The sequence below is a fragment of the Micromonospora sp. NBC_01740 genome (genome assembly GCF_035920365.1).
Lineage (GTDB): Bacteria > Actinomycetota > Actinomycetes > Mycobacteriales > Micromonosporaceae > Micromonospora > Micromonospora reichwaldensis.
In genome coordinates, this window is sequence record NZ_CP109150.1 from 6,027,525 (window position 1) to 6,042,491 (window position 14,967).

General features: G+C 75.8%; 9 protein-coding genes. 8 read left to right on the plus strand and 1 reads right to left on the minus strand.

Annotation, left to right across the window (positions count from 1 at the left end; all coding sequences use genetic code 11):
• The first annotated feature begins 85 nt into the window (after positions 1 to 85).
• The 3 genes from OG989_RS26460 to menC all read left to right on the plus strand — a co-directional run bounded on the left by OG989_RS26460 (position 86) and on the right by menC (position 2,624).
• Complete coding sequence (locus OG989_RS26460; RefSeq protein ID WP_151453842.1) at positions 86 to 784, plus strand: GNAT family N-acetyltransferase; 699 nt, start codon at positions 86 to 88, stop codon at positions 782 to 784.
• Between the two features lie 3 nt (positions 785 to 787).
• Entirely contained in the window at positions 788 to 1,423 is a 636-nt protein-coding gene (locus tag OG989_RS26465) for a MurR/RpiR family transcriptional regulator (RefSeq protein ID WP_151453841.1), read from the plus strand.
• A gap of 70 nt (positions 1,424 to 1,493) precedes the next feature.
• The gene (gene menC, locus OG989_RS26470) at positions 1,494 to 2,624 is read left to right on the plus strand and encodes an o-succinylbenzoate synthase (RefSeq protein WP_151453840.1); all 1,131 of its coding nucleotides are present in this window, start codon (positions 1,494 to 1,496) and stop codon (positions 2,622 to 2,624) included.
• A 255-nt stretch (positions 2,625 to 2,879) separates the two neighbouring features.
• On the opposite strand, the gene OG989_RS26475 is transcribed toward menC, so the two are convergent.
• Positions 2,880 to 3,755, minus strand: coding sequence for an SdrD B-like domain-containing protein (locus tag OG989_RS26475; RefSeq protein WP_327028819.1), 876 nt, complete (start codon positions 3,753 to 3,755; stop codon positions 2,880 to 2,882).
• A 77-nt stretch (positions 3,756 to 3,832) separates the two neighbouring features.
• On the opposite strand from OG989_RS26475, the gene OG989_RS26480 reads away from it, so the two are divergent.
• The 5 genes from OG989_RS26480 (at position 3,833) to OG989_RS26500 (ending at position 14,918) form a co-directional block, all read left to right on the plus strand.
• The gene (locus tag OG989_RS26480) at positions 3,833 to 5,131 is read left to right on the plus strand and encodes an MFS transporter (RefSeq protein WP_327028821.1); all 1,299 of its coding nucleotides are present in this window, start codon (positions 3,833 to 3,835) and stop codon (positions 5,129 to 5,131) included.
• A gap of 70 nt (positions 5,132 to 5,201) precedes the next feature.
• Positions 5,202 to 5,423 carry an MbtH family protein gene (locus tag OG989_RS26485; RefSeq protein WP_132240715.1) on the plus strand — a complete coding sequence of 74 codons (222 nt, stop codon included), beginning with the start codon at positions 5,202 to 5,204 and terminating at the stop codon, positions 5,421 to 5,423.
• A gap of 21 nt (positions 5,424 to 5,444) precedes the next feature.
• Positions 5,445 to 10,922: a non-ribosomal peptide synthetase gene (locus tag OG989_RS26490; protein ID WP_327028822.1), complete on the plus strand. Its 5,478-nt coding sequence runs from the start codon at positions 5,445 to 5,447 to the stop codon at positions 10,920 to 10,922.
• A 1-nt stretch (position 10,923) separates the two neighbouring features.
• Positions 10,924 to 14,250 (plus strand): non-ribosomal peptide synthetase, encoded by a 3,327-nt coding sequence (locus tag OG989_RS26495; RefSeq protein ID WP_327028823.1) that lies wholly within the window; start codon positions 10,924 to 10,926, stop codon positions 14,248 to 14,250.
• Positions 14,247 to 14,918 (plus strand): hypothetical protein, encoded by a 672-nt coding sequence (locus tag OG989_RS26500; RefSeq protein ID WP_327028824.1) that lies wholly within the window; start codon positions 14,247 to 14,249, stop codon positions 14,916 to 14,918. Before OG989_RS26495 ends, OG989_RS26500 begins: the two co-directional genes overlap by 4 nt.
• The last annotated feature ends 49 nt before the right edge of the window (positions 14,919 to 14,967 follow it).

Consider the following 14,967-nt stretch of genomic DNA (forward strand, 5'->3'; position numbering starts at 1 on the left):
TGTTTCACTCGAACGCCTTGTCAACGGGCGCGATCAACGGCAGCATGGGCAACATACGATCGCTATCATCGCAAGGGAGTGGCCGATGACCGCTGACACGCAGGGGATCGTGGCGCGTGACCTCGCCGGGCTCGCCGAGTGGACGGCGGCATCGGCGCTCTACCGGAGCGTCTTCGGTTACGAGGGCCCCGAGCACGCCGTCAGCCCCCGCCTCCTGGCCGCGCTGGGCGAGAACGCAGGGACCGCGGTCGGTGCGTTCGACGAGGACGGCTCCCTCGTCGGTTTCTGTTACGGCTTCACCGGCGTCGAACACGGCGAGCTCTACCACTACTCGCAGGCGGCCGTCGTCGACGCGCGGGCGCAGGGGCGCGGCGTCGGCCGCCTGCTCAAGCACGCCCAGGCCGAGGCCGCACGGCGCGTGGGCGTGCACACGATGCGGTGGACCTTCGACCCGTACGCGCTGCGCAACGTCCACTTCAACCTGAACGTGCTGGGCGCCGTCGGGATCCGCTTCCTGCCCGACTTCTACGACGACGGCGACAGCGACCGGGTCCTGGTCCGGTGGGACCTCGACCGTCCCGGGGGCAGCACCTGGGCGCCGGGGCACGGGCACGCGGCCGTCGACTCGCCCGCCGACGACCGTACCGCCGCACGGGGGCCCGACGACCGGGCGCGGCTGCGCCTGGAGCTGGCCGGCCGGTTCGCGGCGGGCGGGCGGCTCGTCGGCGTCGCGCGGCGGGCGGACACCCCCGGCCGCGTCAGCTACCTGTTCGCACAGGATTGAGGCATGACCACGAAGAGATCGACCCCCTCGGAGCGCTTCGACCGCAACGTGCAGCGCAGGTCCGCGCAGGTGCTCAAGCAGCGGGTCCTGGAGCAGCAGCGCACCGAGTTCGCCAAGGCGCTGGCGTGGGCCGCCGAGCAGGACGCCATCGAGCGGGCCGCGGCGCTCATCGTGTCGGCCCGCCGGCGGTACCTGCTCGGCCACGGCAAGTCGCTCGGCTTCGCGTCCCTGCTCGCCGCCGACCTCAGCGCCGGGCTCTCCGGCGTCCACCTCGTCGACGGCGCGGCACTGCGGCCCCTCGACATGCTCAGCGACATCCGCCAGGGCGACCTGCTCGTAGCCGTCTGCATGGCGCGCTACCGGCGCGAGACCATCGACGTCGCCTCCGCCTACGTCCGCCACGGCGGCCAACTGGTCCTCGTCACCGACGCCGAGGACGCGCCGCTGGCCGAGACCGCCGCCGTCCGCATCGTCATCGGCACCGACAGCGCCTCCTACGCGAACTCCCCCACCTCCGTGGTGCTCGCGCTGCACCTGCTCGCCACCCTGACCATCGCCAGCTCGAAGGGGGCCGGCCGCCGCCTGCGCGAGCGCGACGCCCTCGCCGCCGAACTCGATCTCTACCAGGAGGAAACGTGACCGACCGCAGGCGAGGCGGAGGGGCCGCCCACGAGCCGGCCGGGTACCGGCGGCACGGCGAGGTGACGGTGTGAGGCGGATCGAGGCGGTGGAGCTACGCCGGGTACGGCTGCCGCTCGTGCACCGGTTCCAGACCAGCTCCCACGCCAAACGGGAGCTGGAGCACATCCTGGTCGCGCTCACCGACACCGACGGCGCCGTCGGGTGGGGCGAGATCGCGTCGCCGAGCGGCCCGTTCTACTGCGCCGAGACCGTCGAGAGCTGCTGGGCGGTCGCCCGCGACCACCTCGCGCCGCTGGTCCTGCGTACCGACTGGGAGCACCCGGCGGACCTGGCCGCGACGCTCGGCCGGGTCCGGGGCAACCACTTCGCCCGCGCCGGCTTCGACATCGCCGCCTGGGCCCTGTGGTCGGCCGCCGAGGGCAGCTCCCTCGCGCACGCGCTGGGCGGCACGCGCGGCAGCGTCGAGGCGGGGGTGTCGCTGGGGATCGAACCCACCGTCGACGACCTCCTCGCGCAGGTGCGGCTGCGCGTCGACGAGGGCTACCGCAGGATCAAGCTCAAGATCGCGCCCGGCTGGGACGTCGACCCGGTGCGGGCCGTACGCGCGGCACATCCGAGCGTGCCGCTGCACGTCGACGCCAACGGCGCCTACGAGGACACCCCGGAACACCGGGCCGTCCTGGCCGAACTCGACGGCCTGGGCCTGCTGATGATCGAGCAGCCGTTCGCGCCGCGCGCACTCGTCGCGCACGCCGCCCTGCAGGAACGCATCGACACGCCCGTCTGTCTCGACGAGTCCGTCGAGGAGCTGGACGACCTCGTCACCGCGCTGCGCCTGGGCGCCGTACGCGTGCTCAACGTCAAGGTCTCGCGGATGGGTGGCCTGACCCACGCCGTACGGGCGCACGACCTCGCGCGCGAGCACGGCGTCCCGGTGTGGTGCGGCGGCATGCACGAGTTCGGGATCGGCCGGGCCGCCAACGTCGCGCTGAGCGCGCTCGCCGGCTTCACGCTCCCCTCGGACGTCTCCGGCTCCGACAAGTACTACGCCCGTGACGTCACCACCCGCCCGATCGTGAGCGCCGACGGACTCGTCGAGGTGCCCGCCGCGCCCGGCCTCGGGTGGGACGCCGACCTGACGTACATCGGGGAGAGGACCACCGACCGGCTCGTGCTGCGCGCGGACGGCGCGGCGTGACGGGTCCGTCGCGGCTGACCGGTCGACGGCAGCGCGCTCGGTACCCGGCCCCCGGTGGACGGCCATGGCGACGGCCAGCGTCACCGGCGGGTCGGGCCCGCAAGGTGCTCCCGGTAGTGCACCACCGGCCGGTGAGCTGACCGACGTGCCGAGATGGTGGGACGCCGTCCCGTGACGGATCACCGTCGTCGCCGGTCCGGCTCGCGGGACGCGTACGGCTGCCGGTGTCCTGCGGACGACGTCCCACCAGTCAGGTCACGAGGTGGGGCTGTTGGCCACGACTCCGATGTCGACCGTGGTGGTCTCTCCCGCCACCACGGACAGGACCGCCGTCTCACCGTTGCTGGTGTAGGTGGTTTCGGAGACCTGCACCACGTCCGAGTCGACGGTGTCGTCGACGCCGACGTTCGGCGTGGTGAACCGCCAACTGCTCTTGTACGGCTGGACTCGGCCGACGTAGTGCTTCGCCGGGACGTCGAAGCGGTAGGTGCCATTGTAGGAGTTGGAGAAGCCGTACTGGTCGTCGTCGTCGACGCTCCAGAAGCTCAGCCCCACGTTGGTGACCAGTGGCTCGCCCGCCTCCCGGATGCCGTCGGCGTCCAGATCGTTCCAGATCACGCCGCGGAGCGTGCCCTTGCCGACAATCTGGAACTGCTTGGTGTCCGTGTTGTTGCCGACGGCCTGCTCGGACGTCGTGGTGGACACCGTGGCGACGGCCTCGACCGGCACGCCGGTCGGCGCGCCGTAGAGGTATCCGGTGAGGTTGACGGCGGGCGCCGACGCCCCGGGGGCCAAGTCATCCACCAGGTCACAAGTGACGGTGGGTGTGGCGAAGCCGCAGGTCCATGCGCTGGTCGTGGCAATCTGCCCGACCTGGAAGGGCTCGGGCAGGGTGAAGACCAGCCGGACCCCCGCCGCGGCCTTGGTGCCGGCGTTGCGCGCCACCGCATCCACCGAGGTCCAGCCGTCGCTGGGCAGGATGAAGCGCTCGCTGGTCACGTCCACGGTCACGTCCGGCACCTTGGGTGCGGCGACCGCCGGGACCACCGAGAACACGACCGAGCCGAGGCCGGCCGCCACGGCGGCGGCCATCTTTACAGACATCATTGATCTCCCCGTGTCGATGAGCATCCACCATAGGTGACACTGCCGTCTCGGTCAGCTACGGGGCAGGCGGCTATGGGCGCCCGGGTAGCCTGACCGGCACCATGGACGGTCACCGATTCGCCGTGTCCCGGCTCCTGCCGCCGCCCGGGCTGCCCCGGGCGATCGCGTACCAGTCCGCCATGGTCGCCGTGGGCAGCGGCACGTTCCTCACCGGCAGCATCGTGTTCTTCACCGAGGTCCTCGGGCTCAGCCCGGTGCAGATCGGGATCGGCTTCTCGATCGCGGGCCTCGCCGGGGTGGCCACCTCGCTGCCGCTGGGCGCGCTCGCCGACCGGATCGGCGGGCAGCGGTCCTGGGCCCTCGGCGCGCTCGGCTCGGCGCTGACGTTCGCCGCCTACCCGCTCGTGACGTCCTTCGCGGGCTTCGTGGTGCTGATGGTGGTGGCCGCCGTCACCGACTCGTTCGCCAACGCCGGGCGCACCATCTACACCGCCGCCGCCATGCCGGCCGGGGACCGGGTGCGGACGATGGCGTACGCCCGCTCGTACCTCAACGCCGGGTTCACCGTCGGCACCGGTCTCGGCGCGGTGGCGCTGGCGTTCGACTCCGCCGCCGCGCTCGTCGCCATGGTGCTGCTCAACTCCGCGTTGTCACTGCTCAACGCCGGCCTCGTGACCCGGCTCCCGGCCGCGCCGATCGTGCGGCACGAGCGGACGGCCACCGCCTCGCGGTGGGCGGTGCTGAAGGACCTGCCCTACGCGACGAGCGCCGTGCTCCTCGCCGTCATGATGTTCCACTCGGTGATCCTCGTCGAGATCCTGCCGCTCTGGGCGATCACCCACACCGACGCCCCCAAGCCGCTGCTCGGCGCGATGCTGGCCCTCAACACGGTGCTGGTGATCACGTTGCAGGTGCCGGCGGCGCGCGGCGCCGACTCGCTTCCCGGCGCGGCCCGCCTGATCCGCCGGGGCGCCCTGGTCACCGCGCTCGCCTGCCCGCTGGCCGCGTTCGCGGGTCGGACCGGCGGCGGGTGGACCGTCGTCGCGCTCCTCGGCGTCGTGGTGCTGGTGACCACCACCGAGTTGTGGTTCTCGGCGGCGCTCTGGTTCTTCCAGACCAACGTGCCGCCGGCCGCGTCGCGCGGGGTGTATCTCGGCACGGCGCAGACGATCAGCTCGGCGGCGGACATCTTCGCGCCGGTCGGCCTGACCCTCCTCGCGATCCAGACCGGCGGCTGGGGCTGGTGGGTCGTCGCGGCGATCTTCGTGGGCTGCGCGCTGGCCGCCGGCCCGGCCGTCGGCTGGGTCGCCCGGACGCCGCGGACCGGCGCCGGCGCCGACGCGCCGCCACCGCCGTCCACAGAGGATTCCGAGCCGGCCGTACGGCCCACCTCCGCGTGACGTCGGAAGATCGACCGATCCTTGACACGGAATCGACGTGGCTGAAATCCTTCCCGGCGAAGGGGGTCCGATGAGCGCTGAGGACGACGACACCCGGACGTACGCCGTGGTCGTGAACGACGAGGAACAGTTCTCGATCTGGTGGGACGACCGGGAGGTGCCCGCCGGCTGGCGGCGCGAGGGCACCACCGGGACACGCGCCGAGTGCCTCGCCCACATCGACGAGGTGTGGACGGACATGCGGCCCGCATCGTTGCGGCGTTGGATGGACGAGCACGCCGCGACCGGCTGACGCCGCACCGGACGAGGGCGCATGAGCGACAGTTGCCAGCGGTATCCGGCCCTCGCCGTGCAACGCGGGATGGTGCTGCAGACGCTCCGGCAGCCCGCCGGCGGGGTGGACGTCCAGCAGGTCACGATCAGGTGGGACGGCCCGCCGGACCGGGACGCGTTCAGCGCCGCCTGGCAGGCCGCGACCCGGCGGCACGCGGTGCTGCGTACGGCCTTCGAGGTCGACGGTGACCACGGCGTGGCGCAGGTCGTCCGGTCCACCGTGGCGCCGGACCTGCGGTGGCGGGAGACGACGCTCGACGACTTCCTCCCCACCGACCGGTACGAGCCCTTCGACGTCGGCCGGGCGCCCCTGCTCCGGGTCACCGCGCTGAGCGACCAGCACGTCGTCGTCACGTTCCACCACGCGATCCTCGACGGCCGCTCCACCCGGATGCTGCTCGACGAGGTCCTCGCCGACTACGCCGCGCGCCGGGCCGGCCGGGTGCCGGACCCGCCGCGCCGGCCGCCGTTCGCGGACTTCGTGCACTGGTGGGGCACGCGCGACCCGAGCACCGGCGACGCGTTCTGGAAGGGGTACCTCGCGGGCGCCCCGATGCCGCGGGCGCTCCCGGGCCGCCTCGACGCGGATCCCGGCGCGCGGGGCGTGCCCGCCTCGCACGAGGTCGTCGTCACCCGGCCGGACTCCGACCGGCTCCGTGCTGCCGCCGCCGGAGCGGGCGTCGGCGTCAGCGCCGTGGTCCACGCGGCCTGGGCGCTGCTGCGCGGCGGCTACGGCGGGGTCGACGACGTCACCTTCGCGGTCACGAGATCCTGCCGGTACGACAGCGTCCCGGACGCCGACCGGATCCTCGGACTGCTGCTCAACACGGTGCCGCTACGGATCCGGCTCGATCCGGGGTGGACGGTGCGGCGGTTCCTCGCCGACGTGGCGGGCCGGATCCGGCGGATCCGCGAGCACCAGCTCACGCCGCTGCACAGCATCCTCGACCAGGCGGGCCTGACACCCGACACGCCGCTGCTGGACAGCCTGATGGTGTTCGAGCGGCAGCGGCTGTCCACCGCCCTGGCCGAGGGCGGGCCGGAGGGGGCCCGGCGCTCGGCCCGCGTACACCGGATGCCCGGCTATCCGCTGACGGTGCATGCCTTCGACGAGCCGGAGCTGCGCCTGGGCGTGACGTGGGACGGCACCAGGCTGCTGGACGCCTCGGCGCGGCGGATTCTCGCGCAGTTGCACCGCACCGTGCTCGAGTTGGCGGAGCGGCCGGACGCCCGCCTGGCCGACCTGGACCTCGGCGCCGCCGGGGAGGCCCCGTTGCGCGCCGCCTGGAACGCCACCCGGCGGCCCTACCCTCGCGACGCCTCCGTCCCCGAGGTCTTCGCGGCCCGCGTGGCCGACGACCCGGCCGCCGCCGCGCTGGTGGTCGGCGACCGCACCGTCTCCTACGCCGAACTGGACCGGGCGGCGGACCGGCTGGCCTGGACGCTGCGCCGGCACGGGGTCGCCGGGGAGACCCCCGTCGCCGTGCTGCTCCCCCGGGGCGAACCGCTGATCCGGGCCCTGCTGGGCGTGCTCAAGGCCGGCGGGTCCTACCTTCCCGTGGACGCGTCCGCCCCACCCGCCCGGATCGCGAATCTCCTCGCGGCCAGCGGCACCCGCCTGCTGCTGACCACCGCCGCGACCGCCGCCGACCTGCCGGACCTGGGCCCGGTCCGGGTGCTGGACGTCGACGCGCCCGCCGGGAAGCCGGCGCCGGCCGGCCCGCCGCCGGGGCGGATCCACCCGTCGCAGCTCGCCCCCGTCCTGCACACCTCCGGCTCGACCGGCGCGCCCAAGCGGGTCGGGATCACCCACCGGGGCGTGGTGCGGCTGGTGACCGGCCCCGACTTCGCCACCCTCGGGCCCGGCGAGCGGGTGCTCCAGTTCGCCCCGACCGCGTTCGACGCGTCCACCTGGGAGATCTGGGGCGCGCTGCTCACCGGCGCCACGGCGGTGGTCGCGCCCCCGGACCCGGTGGACCTCACCCGGCTGACCGCGCTGATCCGCGACGGTGGGGTCACCGTCGCCTTTCTCACCGCCGGGCTGTTCCGGCAGCTCGCCGAGGAGGACGTCACGTCGCTCGCGGGGGTCCGGCAGCTGCTCACCGGCGGCGACGTGGCCGACCCGGGCGCGGTCCGCGCCGTGCTCGCCGCGCGCGGCGGGCTTCCGCTGGTCAACGCGTACGGGCCGACGGAGAACACGACGCTGACCAGTTGCCACCTGATGAGCGGCGCCGGGCCGGTGGGCGACCCGGTGCCGGTCGGCCGTCCCGTGCCGCAGACCACCGTCCACGTGCTCGACGGCAGCGGGCGGCCGGTGCCGGTCGGGGTCGCGGGCGAGCTGTACACCGGCGGCGACGGGCTGGCCCGCGGCTACCTCGGCGATCCCGCGGCCACCGCCCGGGCGTTCGTGCCGGACCCGCAGGCGCCCGGCGAGCGCCTCTACCGCACCGGTGACGTCGTGCGCTGGCGCGCGGACGGGGTGCTGGAGTTCCTCGGCCGCCGCGACGACCAGGTGAAGATCCGGGGGTTCCGGGTCGAGCCGGGCGAGGTGGAGGCGGCGCTCCGGGCGCACCCGCAGGTCGCCTCGGCGGCGGTGGGCGTACGGGGCGACGGGCCGGAACGGCACCTGGTCGGCTACGTCACGCCGGCCGGCCCGGCGGCGCCGACCCCGGCGAGCCTGCGCGAGCACGTCGCCGCCCGGCTGCCGGCCCACCTGGTGCCGGCCGGGTTCGCCGTCCTCGACCGGCTGCCGCTGACCGCGTACGGGAAGGTCGACCGGGCGGCGCTGCCGGCACCCGGGCCCGCCCAGGAGGATCCCGACGTCGCCGGACCCGCCTCGCCGACCGAGCACCGGCTCGCCGAACTCTGGTCCCGGCTGCTGCCCGGCGAACGTCCGCCCGCGCGCATCGGGCGGGAGAGCAGCTTCTTCGCCCTCGGCGGCAACTCGCTGACCGCCACCCGGCTGATGTTCCGCATCCGCGAGGCGTTCGGCGTGGAACTGGGCGTGGGCCCGTTCTACCGGGCGCCGACCCTGGCCGCGACGGCGGCGGCGATCGACGCGGCGACCGGATCGGCGCCCGGCCACCGGGGACAGGCGGGGCCGACGCTGCGCCGCCGGGACCGGGTGCCGCACCGCAGCGGTCGGGACCTGCCGGCGCACCTGGCCCGGCTGACCGACGGATGGGCCCTGTGGCGCACCGTCTGCCTGCGGGGGGCGGGCCTCCCGGTCGACCTGCTGGCCCCGCTCGGCGACGCGGAACTCGCCGCCGCCGCCGACCGGGTGGTGGCGGCCCGGGCCGACGGGGACCCAGCCGGCATCGCCGCCACCGAGGCGGCTTACGCGGCGGCGTACCCGGAGGCGGTTCGCCGGCTCGCGGTCGCGCTGCACACGGTGGCGGCCCACCCCCGCTTCCGCGAGGCGGTGGCCTGGCAGAACCCGCACGCGCTGCGCACCGGCGTCGACGCGCTGCTGCGCCGGGGCCCGGGCAGCCCGACCCGCAACACCAAGCACCGCCAGCACGAGGCGCTGGTCACCAGCTACCTCCAGCGCTACTGCGCCAAGAACGACACCATCGGGTTCTTCGGGCCGGTCGGCTGGGCGCGGATCGAGCCGGGCGGCGGAGTGCGGGTCGCCCCCGCGGACCCACCGGCGCTGCTGGCCGAGCGGACCGTCTACCTGGAGGGGTGGGCGGTCGCCGCGGTGCTGGCCCCGTACGCGCAACGGTTGCGCCCGTGGCTCGTACCCCGGCTCATGCCCTTCCTGGAGCTGGCCGGGACGACGCTGCGGGTGCCGCTCGCCCCGCCGGTGGCGCTGACCGACGCCGAGGCAGCGGTGCTGCGCGCCTGCGACGGGGTCCGCGACGCGCACGAGGTCGCCGGGGCCGTGCTGGCCGAGCCGGGTTCGGGACTGCGGTCGACGCGGGAGGTGCACGAGGTGCTGGAGACGTTGGCCGGGGCCCACCGGATCGCCTGGCAGCCGGAGGTGGCGCCGCACGACACCCGGCCGGAGCGGACCATGCGGGCCCGGCTGGCCCGGGTCACCGACGAGGCCGTGCGCGCACCCGCGCTCGCCGCCCTGGACGAGCTGGTCGCCGCCCGGGACGCGCTCACCTCGGCGGCCGGCGACCCGAACCGGTTGACCGGTGCGATGGCCGGCCTGGAGACCACCTTCACCCGGCTGGCCGGCGTCCCGGCCACCCGGCGCGCCGGCACGATGTACGCCGGTCGCACCCCCGTCTACGAGGAGTGCCTGCGGGCCGGCACGGTCGGCGTCGGCGAGGCGAGCCTCGACGGGATCCGCGACGCGCTCGGCCTGGTGCTGGAGAGCGCACGCTGGTTCACCGCCGCCGGCGCGACGCTCTACCGCCGTCTCTGCGCGGAGATCTACCGCCGCCGGGCCACCGAGCTGGGCACCGACGTGGTGCCACTGGCCGACTTCTGGCTGCTGGCCGGCGAGGCGCTGTTCCATCCGCCGCGACGGCTGACCGACCTGCTGACCGCCGCGCTGCACCGGCGCTGGGCCGACGTGCTGGCGCTGCCGCCGGACCGGCGGCGGATCCGGCTCACGGCGGCGGAGCTGGCGCCGGCGGTGGCCGCCGCCTTCCCGCCGGGGCGGCCCGGCTGGCCGACCGCGCGGCAGCACAGCCCGGACCTGATGCGGGCCGGCGACGAGTGGGTCCTGGGCGAGCTGCACCCGGGCGTCAACACCCTGCGGTACGCCACCTGGGTGGCCTACCACCCGGAGTCGGACGCGCTGCGCGCCGCGCTGGCGCGGGACGTGGGCGCCGGGGCGGTCTATCCCGCCGAGACCGGCCAGGAGGGTGGCGTGCCGACCAGGCAGAGCAACGCGCTGGCCGGGCCCGACGACGTCCGGTTGGTGTTCGCGCACGACTCGTTCGGGCACGACCCGCGCCGCAGCCTGCGCGTCGGCGAGTGCGACCTGGTCGAGGTGGCCGGCGGGCTGCGGGTACGGTCGCGCGACGGGCGGTTCGACGTGGACCTGATGCACGTCCTCGGCGACGTGGTCGGCGCCGGGCTGTCCCAGCTCTTCCGCGTCCTGCCCCCGGCGGCGCACCAGCCCCGGATCACCATCGACTCCCTCGTGGTCAGCCGCGAGTCGTGGACGTTCGCCGCCGCCGACCTCGCCTTCGCCGACACCCGCGACGAGGCGCTGCGGTTCCGCCAGGCGCGGGCCTGGGCCGGCGCCCACGGCCTGCCCCGTCACGTGTTCCTGCGCTGCGCGGGCGAGCGGAAACCGGTGCATGCCGACCTGACCAGCCTCGCCTCGGTCGACCTGGTGTCCCGGTCGGTCCGCCGGGCCCGCCGGCACGGCGGCGACGACGCCACGGTCGGCGTGGTGGAGATGCTGCCGGCGCCGGACCAGCTCTGGCTGACCGGGCCCGACGGCCGGTACACCGCCGAACTGCGGGTCGTCGCGGTCGACGGGCAGGTGGGCTGAGATGGCCGTGTTCGAGTTCCCGGCGTCGGCCGCGCAACGCCGGATGTGGCTGCTCGACCAGCTCGACCCGGGCCAGCCGACCTACCACGTCGGCTGGGCGGTGTGGCTCGACGGCCAGTTGGACACCGCCGCGCTCGACGGGGCCTGGGCGGCGGCGGTCGCCCGGCACGAGATCCTGCGCACCCACTTCCGGGCCAACGGCGGGCGGCCGATCCAGGTGATCGACGACGACGCCCCCGCGACCGCCATCGAGGTCGTGGCCCTGGACGAGCTGCCCGAGGCGGACCGGGAGGCCGCGGCCCGGGCCGCGCTGCGGGAGCACGCCCGCACCCCGGTGCCGCTGGAGCGTGGCCCGCTGACCCGGGTCAGGCTGCTGCGGCTCGCCCCGCAGCGGCACGTCCTGGCGCTGGTGGCGCACCACGCGATCGTCGACGGCTGGTCGGTGCGGCTGCTCCTCGACGAGCTTTCCGCCGACTACGAGGCGCTGCGCGCCGGCCGGCCGCCCGGCTCCGTCGAGCCGCCCCTGCAGTACGCGGACTTCGCCCTCTGGGAGCGGGAGCACGACGACGCGGGCGGCCACGCCGAGGCGGAACGCTTCTGGCCAGCCGAGCTGGCCGGTGCGCCGCCGGAGGTGCCGCTCCCGGTCGACCACCCGTACCCCGACCGGCTGTCGCCGGCCGCCGCCGAGGTCGCGGTGCCGGTCGACGGGGAGCTGGCCGGGGCGCTGCGCCGTCTGGCCGGGGCGCGGGGCAGCACCCTGTTCACCGTCCTGCTGACCGCGTACGCGGCCCTGCTGTCCCGGTTCAGCGGCGCGGACGACGTGCTCGTCGGCGTGCCCGTGGCCGGGCGCACCCGGATCGAGACCGAGCCGATGCTGGGCCTCTTCGCCAACACCGTCGCGATCCGGGCGACGCTGCACGGCGACCCGACGCTCGCCGAACTGCTCGACCGGCTGCACGCCGCCACCGCCCGCGCCCAGGCCCACCAGGACCTGCCGTTCACGCGGGTGGTCGAGCTGTGCCGGCCGCAGCGGCAGCCGACGCGGGCGCCGCTGGTGCAGGTGATGTGCACGGTCGAGGAGGCCCTGCCGACGCTGGAGCGGGGGGCGCTGCGCTGGCGGCCGGAGCTGGTGCCCACCGGCACCGGCAAGTTCGAGCTGGAGCTGGCCGCCGTCGCCGGCCCGGACGAGCTGACGGTGCGCCTGCGCTACCTGACCGACCTCTTCACCCCGGACGGCGCGGGCCGGTTGGCCGACGCCCTGGGCGCGATCCTGACCGCGCTGGCGACCGCCCCGCAGACCCGCGTCTGCGACGTGGACCTGCTCTCCCCCGCGACGGCGGACCTCGTCACCCGGGTGTGGCCGGCGGCCCGCTCCGGGTCCCTCCCGCCGCCGGAGTGCACCGCGGCGGCGCTCGTGGCCGACGTCGATGCCGGCGACCGGGTGGTGATCGAGGGCGACGACGCGACCCTGACCGGCGCCGCGGTGCGCGGGCTCGCGGGCCGGATCGCCACCGGGCTGCGCGGGCTCGGCGTACGGGTCCAGGAGACCGTGGGCATCGTCCTGCCCCGGGGAGCGCGTCCGCTCCCGGCGCTGCTGGGCGTCTGGTGGGTCGGGGCGGCGTACCTGCCGCTCGACCCGACCCATCCGCCGGGGCGGCTGCGCGGGATGCTCGCCGACGCCGGGGTGCGGGTGGTCGTCACGGACAGCGGCGGCGTACCCGCGCCGCTGCTGGCCGAGCTGGCCGCGTCGGTGACCCTGCTGGACCTGGCCGGACCGGAGCCGACCGGCGCGGAGGCGCAGCCGGCGGTACCGGCCGGCGCGGAGGCACAGCCGGTTCTGCCGCCGCCGTGCGCGGTGCCGGCGACGGCGGCGGCGTACGTGCTGTTCACCTCGGGGTCGACCGGCCGGCCGAAGGCGGTCACCGTCACCCAGAGCGCGGTGGCGCACCTGCTGCACGCGTTCCGCGAGATGGTCCCGCTGGGGCCGGCCGACCGGGTCCTCTCGGTGAGCCCGTTCGCGTTCGACATCGCCCTGCTCGACCTGCTCCTGCCGCTGCTGTGCGGTGCGCCGGTGGTGGTCGCCGGCGACGACGACGTGATCGACGGCAACCGGCTGCGGCGGCTGCTCGCCACGACCGGGGCCACGATGCTCCAGGCGACGCCGACGACGTGGCGGATGCTGGTGGCGGCCGGCGGGGTGCCGGCGGGGGTGCGGCTGCGCCTCAGCGGCGGGGAGGCGCTGCCCCGGGCCCTCGCCGACGCCCTCGCGGAACCGGGCACGCGCCTGTGGAACCTCTACGGTCCGACCGAGACGACCGTCTACTCCACCGGGGCCGAGGTCGAGCCGGGGTCCGCGCCGCCGGACCTGGGCCCGGCCGTCACCGGCAGCCGGGTCTACGTGCTGGACCGGTGGCTGCGGCCGGTGCCGCCGGGCGTGGTCGGCGAGGTCTGCATCGGCGGCGCGGGGGTCGGCCGGGGCTACGCCGACGCGCCCGGATGGACCGCCGAACGGTTCGTGCCCGACCCGTTCACCCCCGGCGGCCGGCTCTACCGCAGCGGGGACCTGGGCCGCTGGCTGCCGAGCGGGCGGATCGAGCCGCTGGGCCGGGCCGACCGGCAGGTGAAGGTGCGGGGGTTCCGGGTCGAGACGGCGGAGGTCGAGGCGGTGCTGCGCGGCCACCCGCAGGTCCGCGACGCGGTCGTGACGGCCGTGTCCGACGTGGCGCACGACGGCGTACGGCTGGTCGGGTACGTGGTCACCGACCCGCCCGCGACCGACCCGCCGGCGGACCTGCCCGAGTACGCGCGCCGGTTCCTGCCCGCGCACATGGTGCCGGCGGTCCTCGTGGCGCTGCCCGAGGTGCCCCGCACCTCCCGCGGCAAGCTGGACCTGGGCGCCCTGCCACCGCCGGGCAGGGGTGCCGGCTCCGGCGAGCCGCCCGTCGCCCCGCGCAGCCCGCTGGAGCGGGAGCTGGCGGGACTGGTGGCCGACCTGCTGGGCCTGCCCGGCCCGGTCGGGGTCGCCGACAACTTCTTCGTCCTGGGCGGGCACTCCGTGAAGGCCACCCAGCTGATGGCCCGGGTCTGGACGACGTACGGGATCGACCTCCCGGTCCGGACGCTCTTCGACGATCCCACCGTGGCCGGGCTGGCCGCCGCGGTCACCGCCGCCGGGGCGGGAACAGGCGCGACACCCGCCGGCGCCGCACCGGCGGGGACCGGCGCACCGGCCGGGCCCGACGGCGCGGGATACCTCGACACGCTGACCGACGACGACGTCGACGACCTCCTCGCCGGCATGGACGGGCCGTCGAGGTGGAACGGATGAGCGGCCCGCCGGAGCCACCGGCCTGGCTGGCGGCGGTGCTCGCCGCGCTCGCCGAGGGCCACGACCCGGCCACCCCGCCGGACTGGCGGCGGCGGGTCGACGTGGAACTCGACCGGCTCGCCGGCCGGGTGCCGTTCCCGGTGGTGCACGACTGGCAGGCGCGCGTGCTCGCCTCGACGCCCGGCGGCGACGCCGGCCGGCTGGTGGGCGACCTGCACCGGCGGGCGCTGGCCGGCGACCGGGTCGGGGCCGACGAGTGGCGCGACGCCCTCCGGCCCGCCCTGCGCAAGCTGTACCGGGCCGCCTACCCGTACGCCGAGGCCCGGGCGGTCGCGTACGCCAACGCCGAGGTCTACGCGACCGCCAACGGCTACGGCCCCGACGAGGTCGTCGAGTTCGCCGCGCACTACGCCGACCTCAGCACCGGAGCCAACGCCGAGGCGTTCGCCGACGCCAACGCCATCGCGAACGCCGACGCGCTGGCGGGCGCCCTGGCGCTGGCCGACGCGTCGGCGTACGCCGAGACGCACCCGGCCGCCCTGGCGCGCGCGTACGCCCTGGCGGCGGCCAACCGGGCCGGCGCGACGGATGCGCCGCACGTGCTGCGGGCGGCGTACGGACGGCTCGCCGACGCGCTGGCCGAAAGTCTGAGTCGCGTGTCGGATTGAGGTCCCCGGACCGGCCCGTCGGTCCCTGGTCCCAACCTGTCGAGTCGTC

Bases quoted from the DNA above. Each gene is read 5' to 3' on its own strand.
- OG989_RS26460 (WP_151453842.1), top strand. From the start codon at position 86: ATGACCGCTGACACGCAGGGGATCGTGGCGCGTGACCTCGCCGGGCTC.
- OG989_RS26465 (WP_151453841.1), top strand. From the start codon at position 788: ATGACCACGAAGAGATCGACCCCCTCGGAGCGCTTCGACCGCAACGTG.
- OG989_RS26475 (WP_327028819.1), bottom strand. From the start codon at position 3,755: ATGCTCATCGACACGGGGAGATCAATGATGTCTGTAAAGATGGCCGCC.
- OG989_RS26480 (WP_327028821.1), top strand. From the start codon at position 3,833: ATGGACGGTCACCGATTCGCCGTGTCCCGGCTCCTGCCGCCGCCCGGG.
- OG989_RS26485 (WP_132240715.1), top strand. From the start codon at position 5,202: ATGAGCGCTGAGGACGACGACACCCGGACGTACGCCGTGGTCGTGAAC.
- OG989_RS26490 (WP_327028822.1), top strand. From the start codon at position 5,445: ATGAGCGACAGTTGCCAGCGGTATCCGGCCCTCGCCGTGCAACGCGGG.
- OG989_RS26495 (WP_327028823.1), top strand. From the start codon at position 10,924: ATGGCCGTGTTCGAGTTCCCGGCGTCGGCCGCGCAACGCCGGATGTGG.
- OG989_RS26500 (WP_327028824.1), top strand. From the start codon at position 14,247: ATGAGCGGCCCGCCGGAGCCACCGGCCTGGCTGGCGGCGGTGCTCGCC.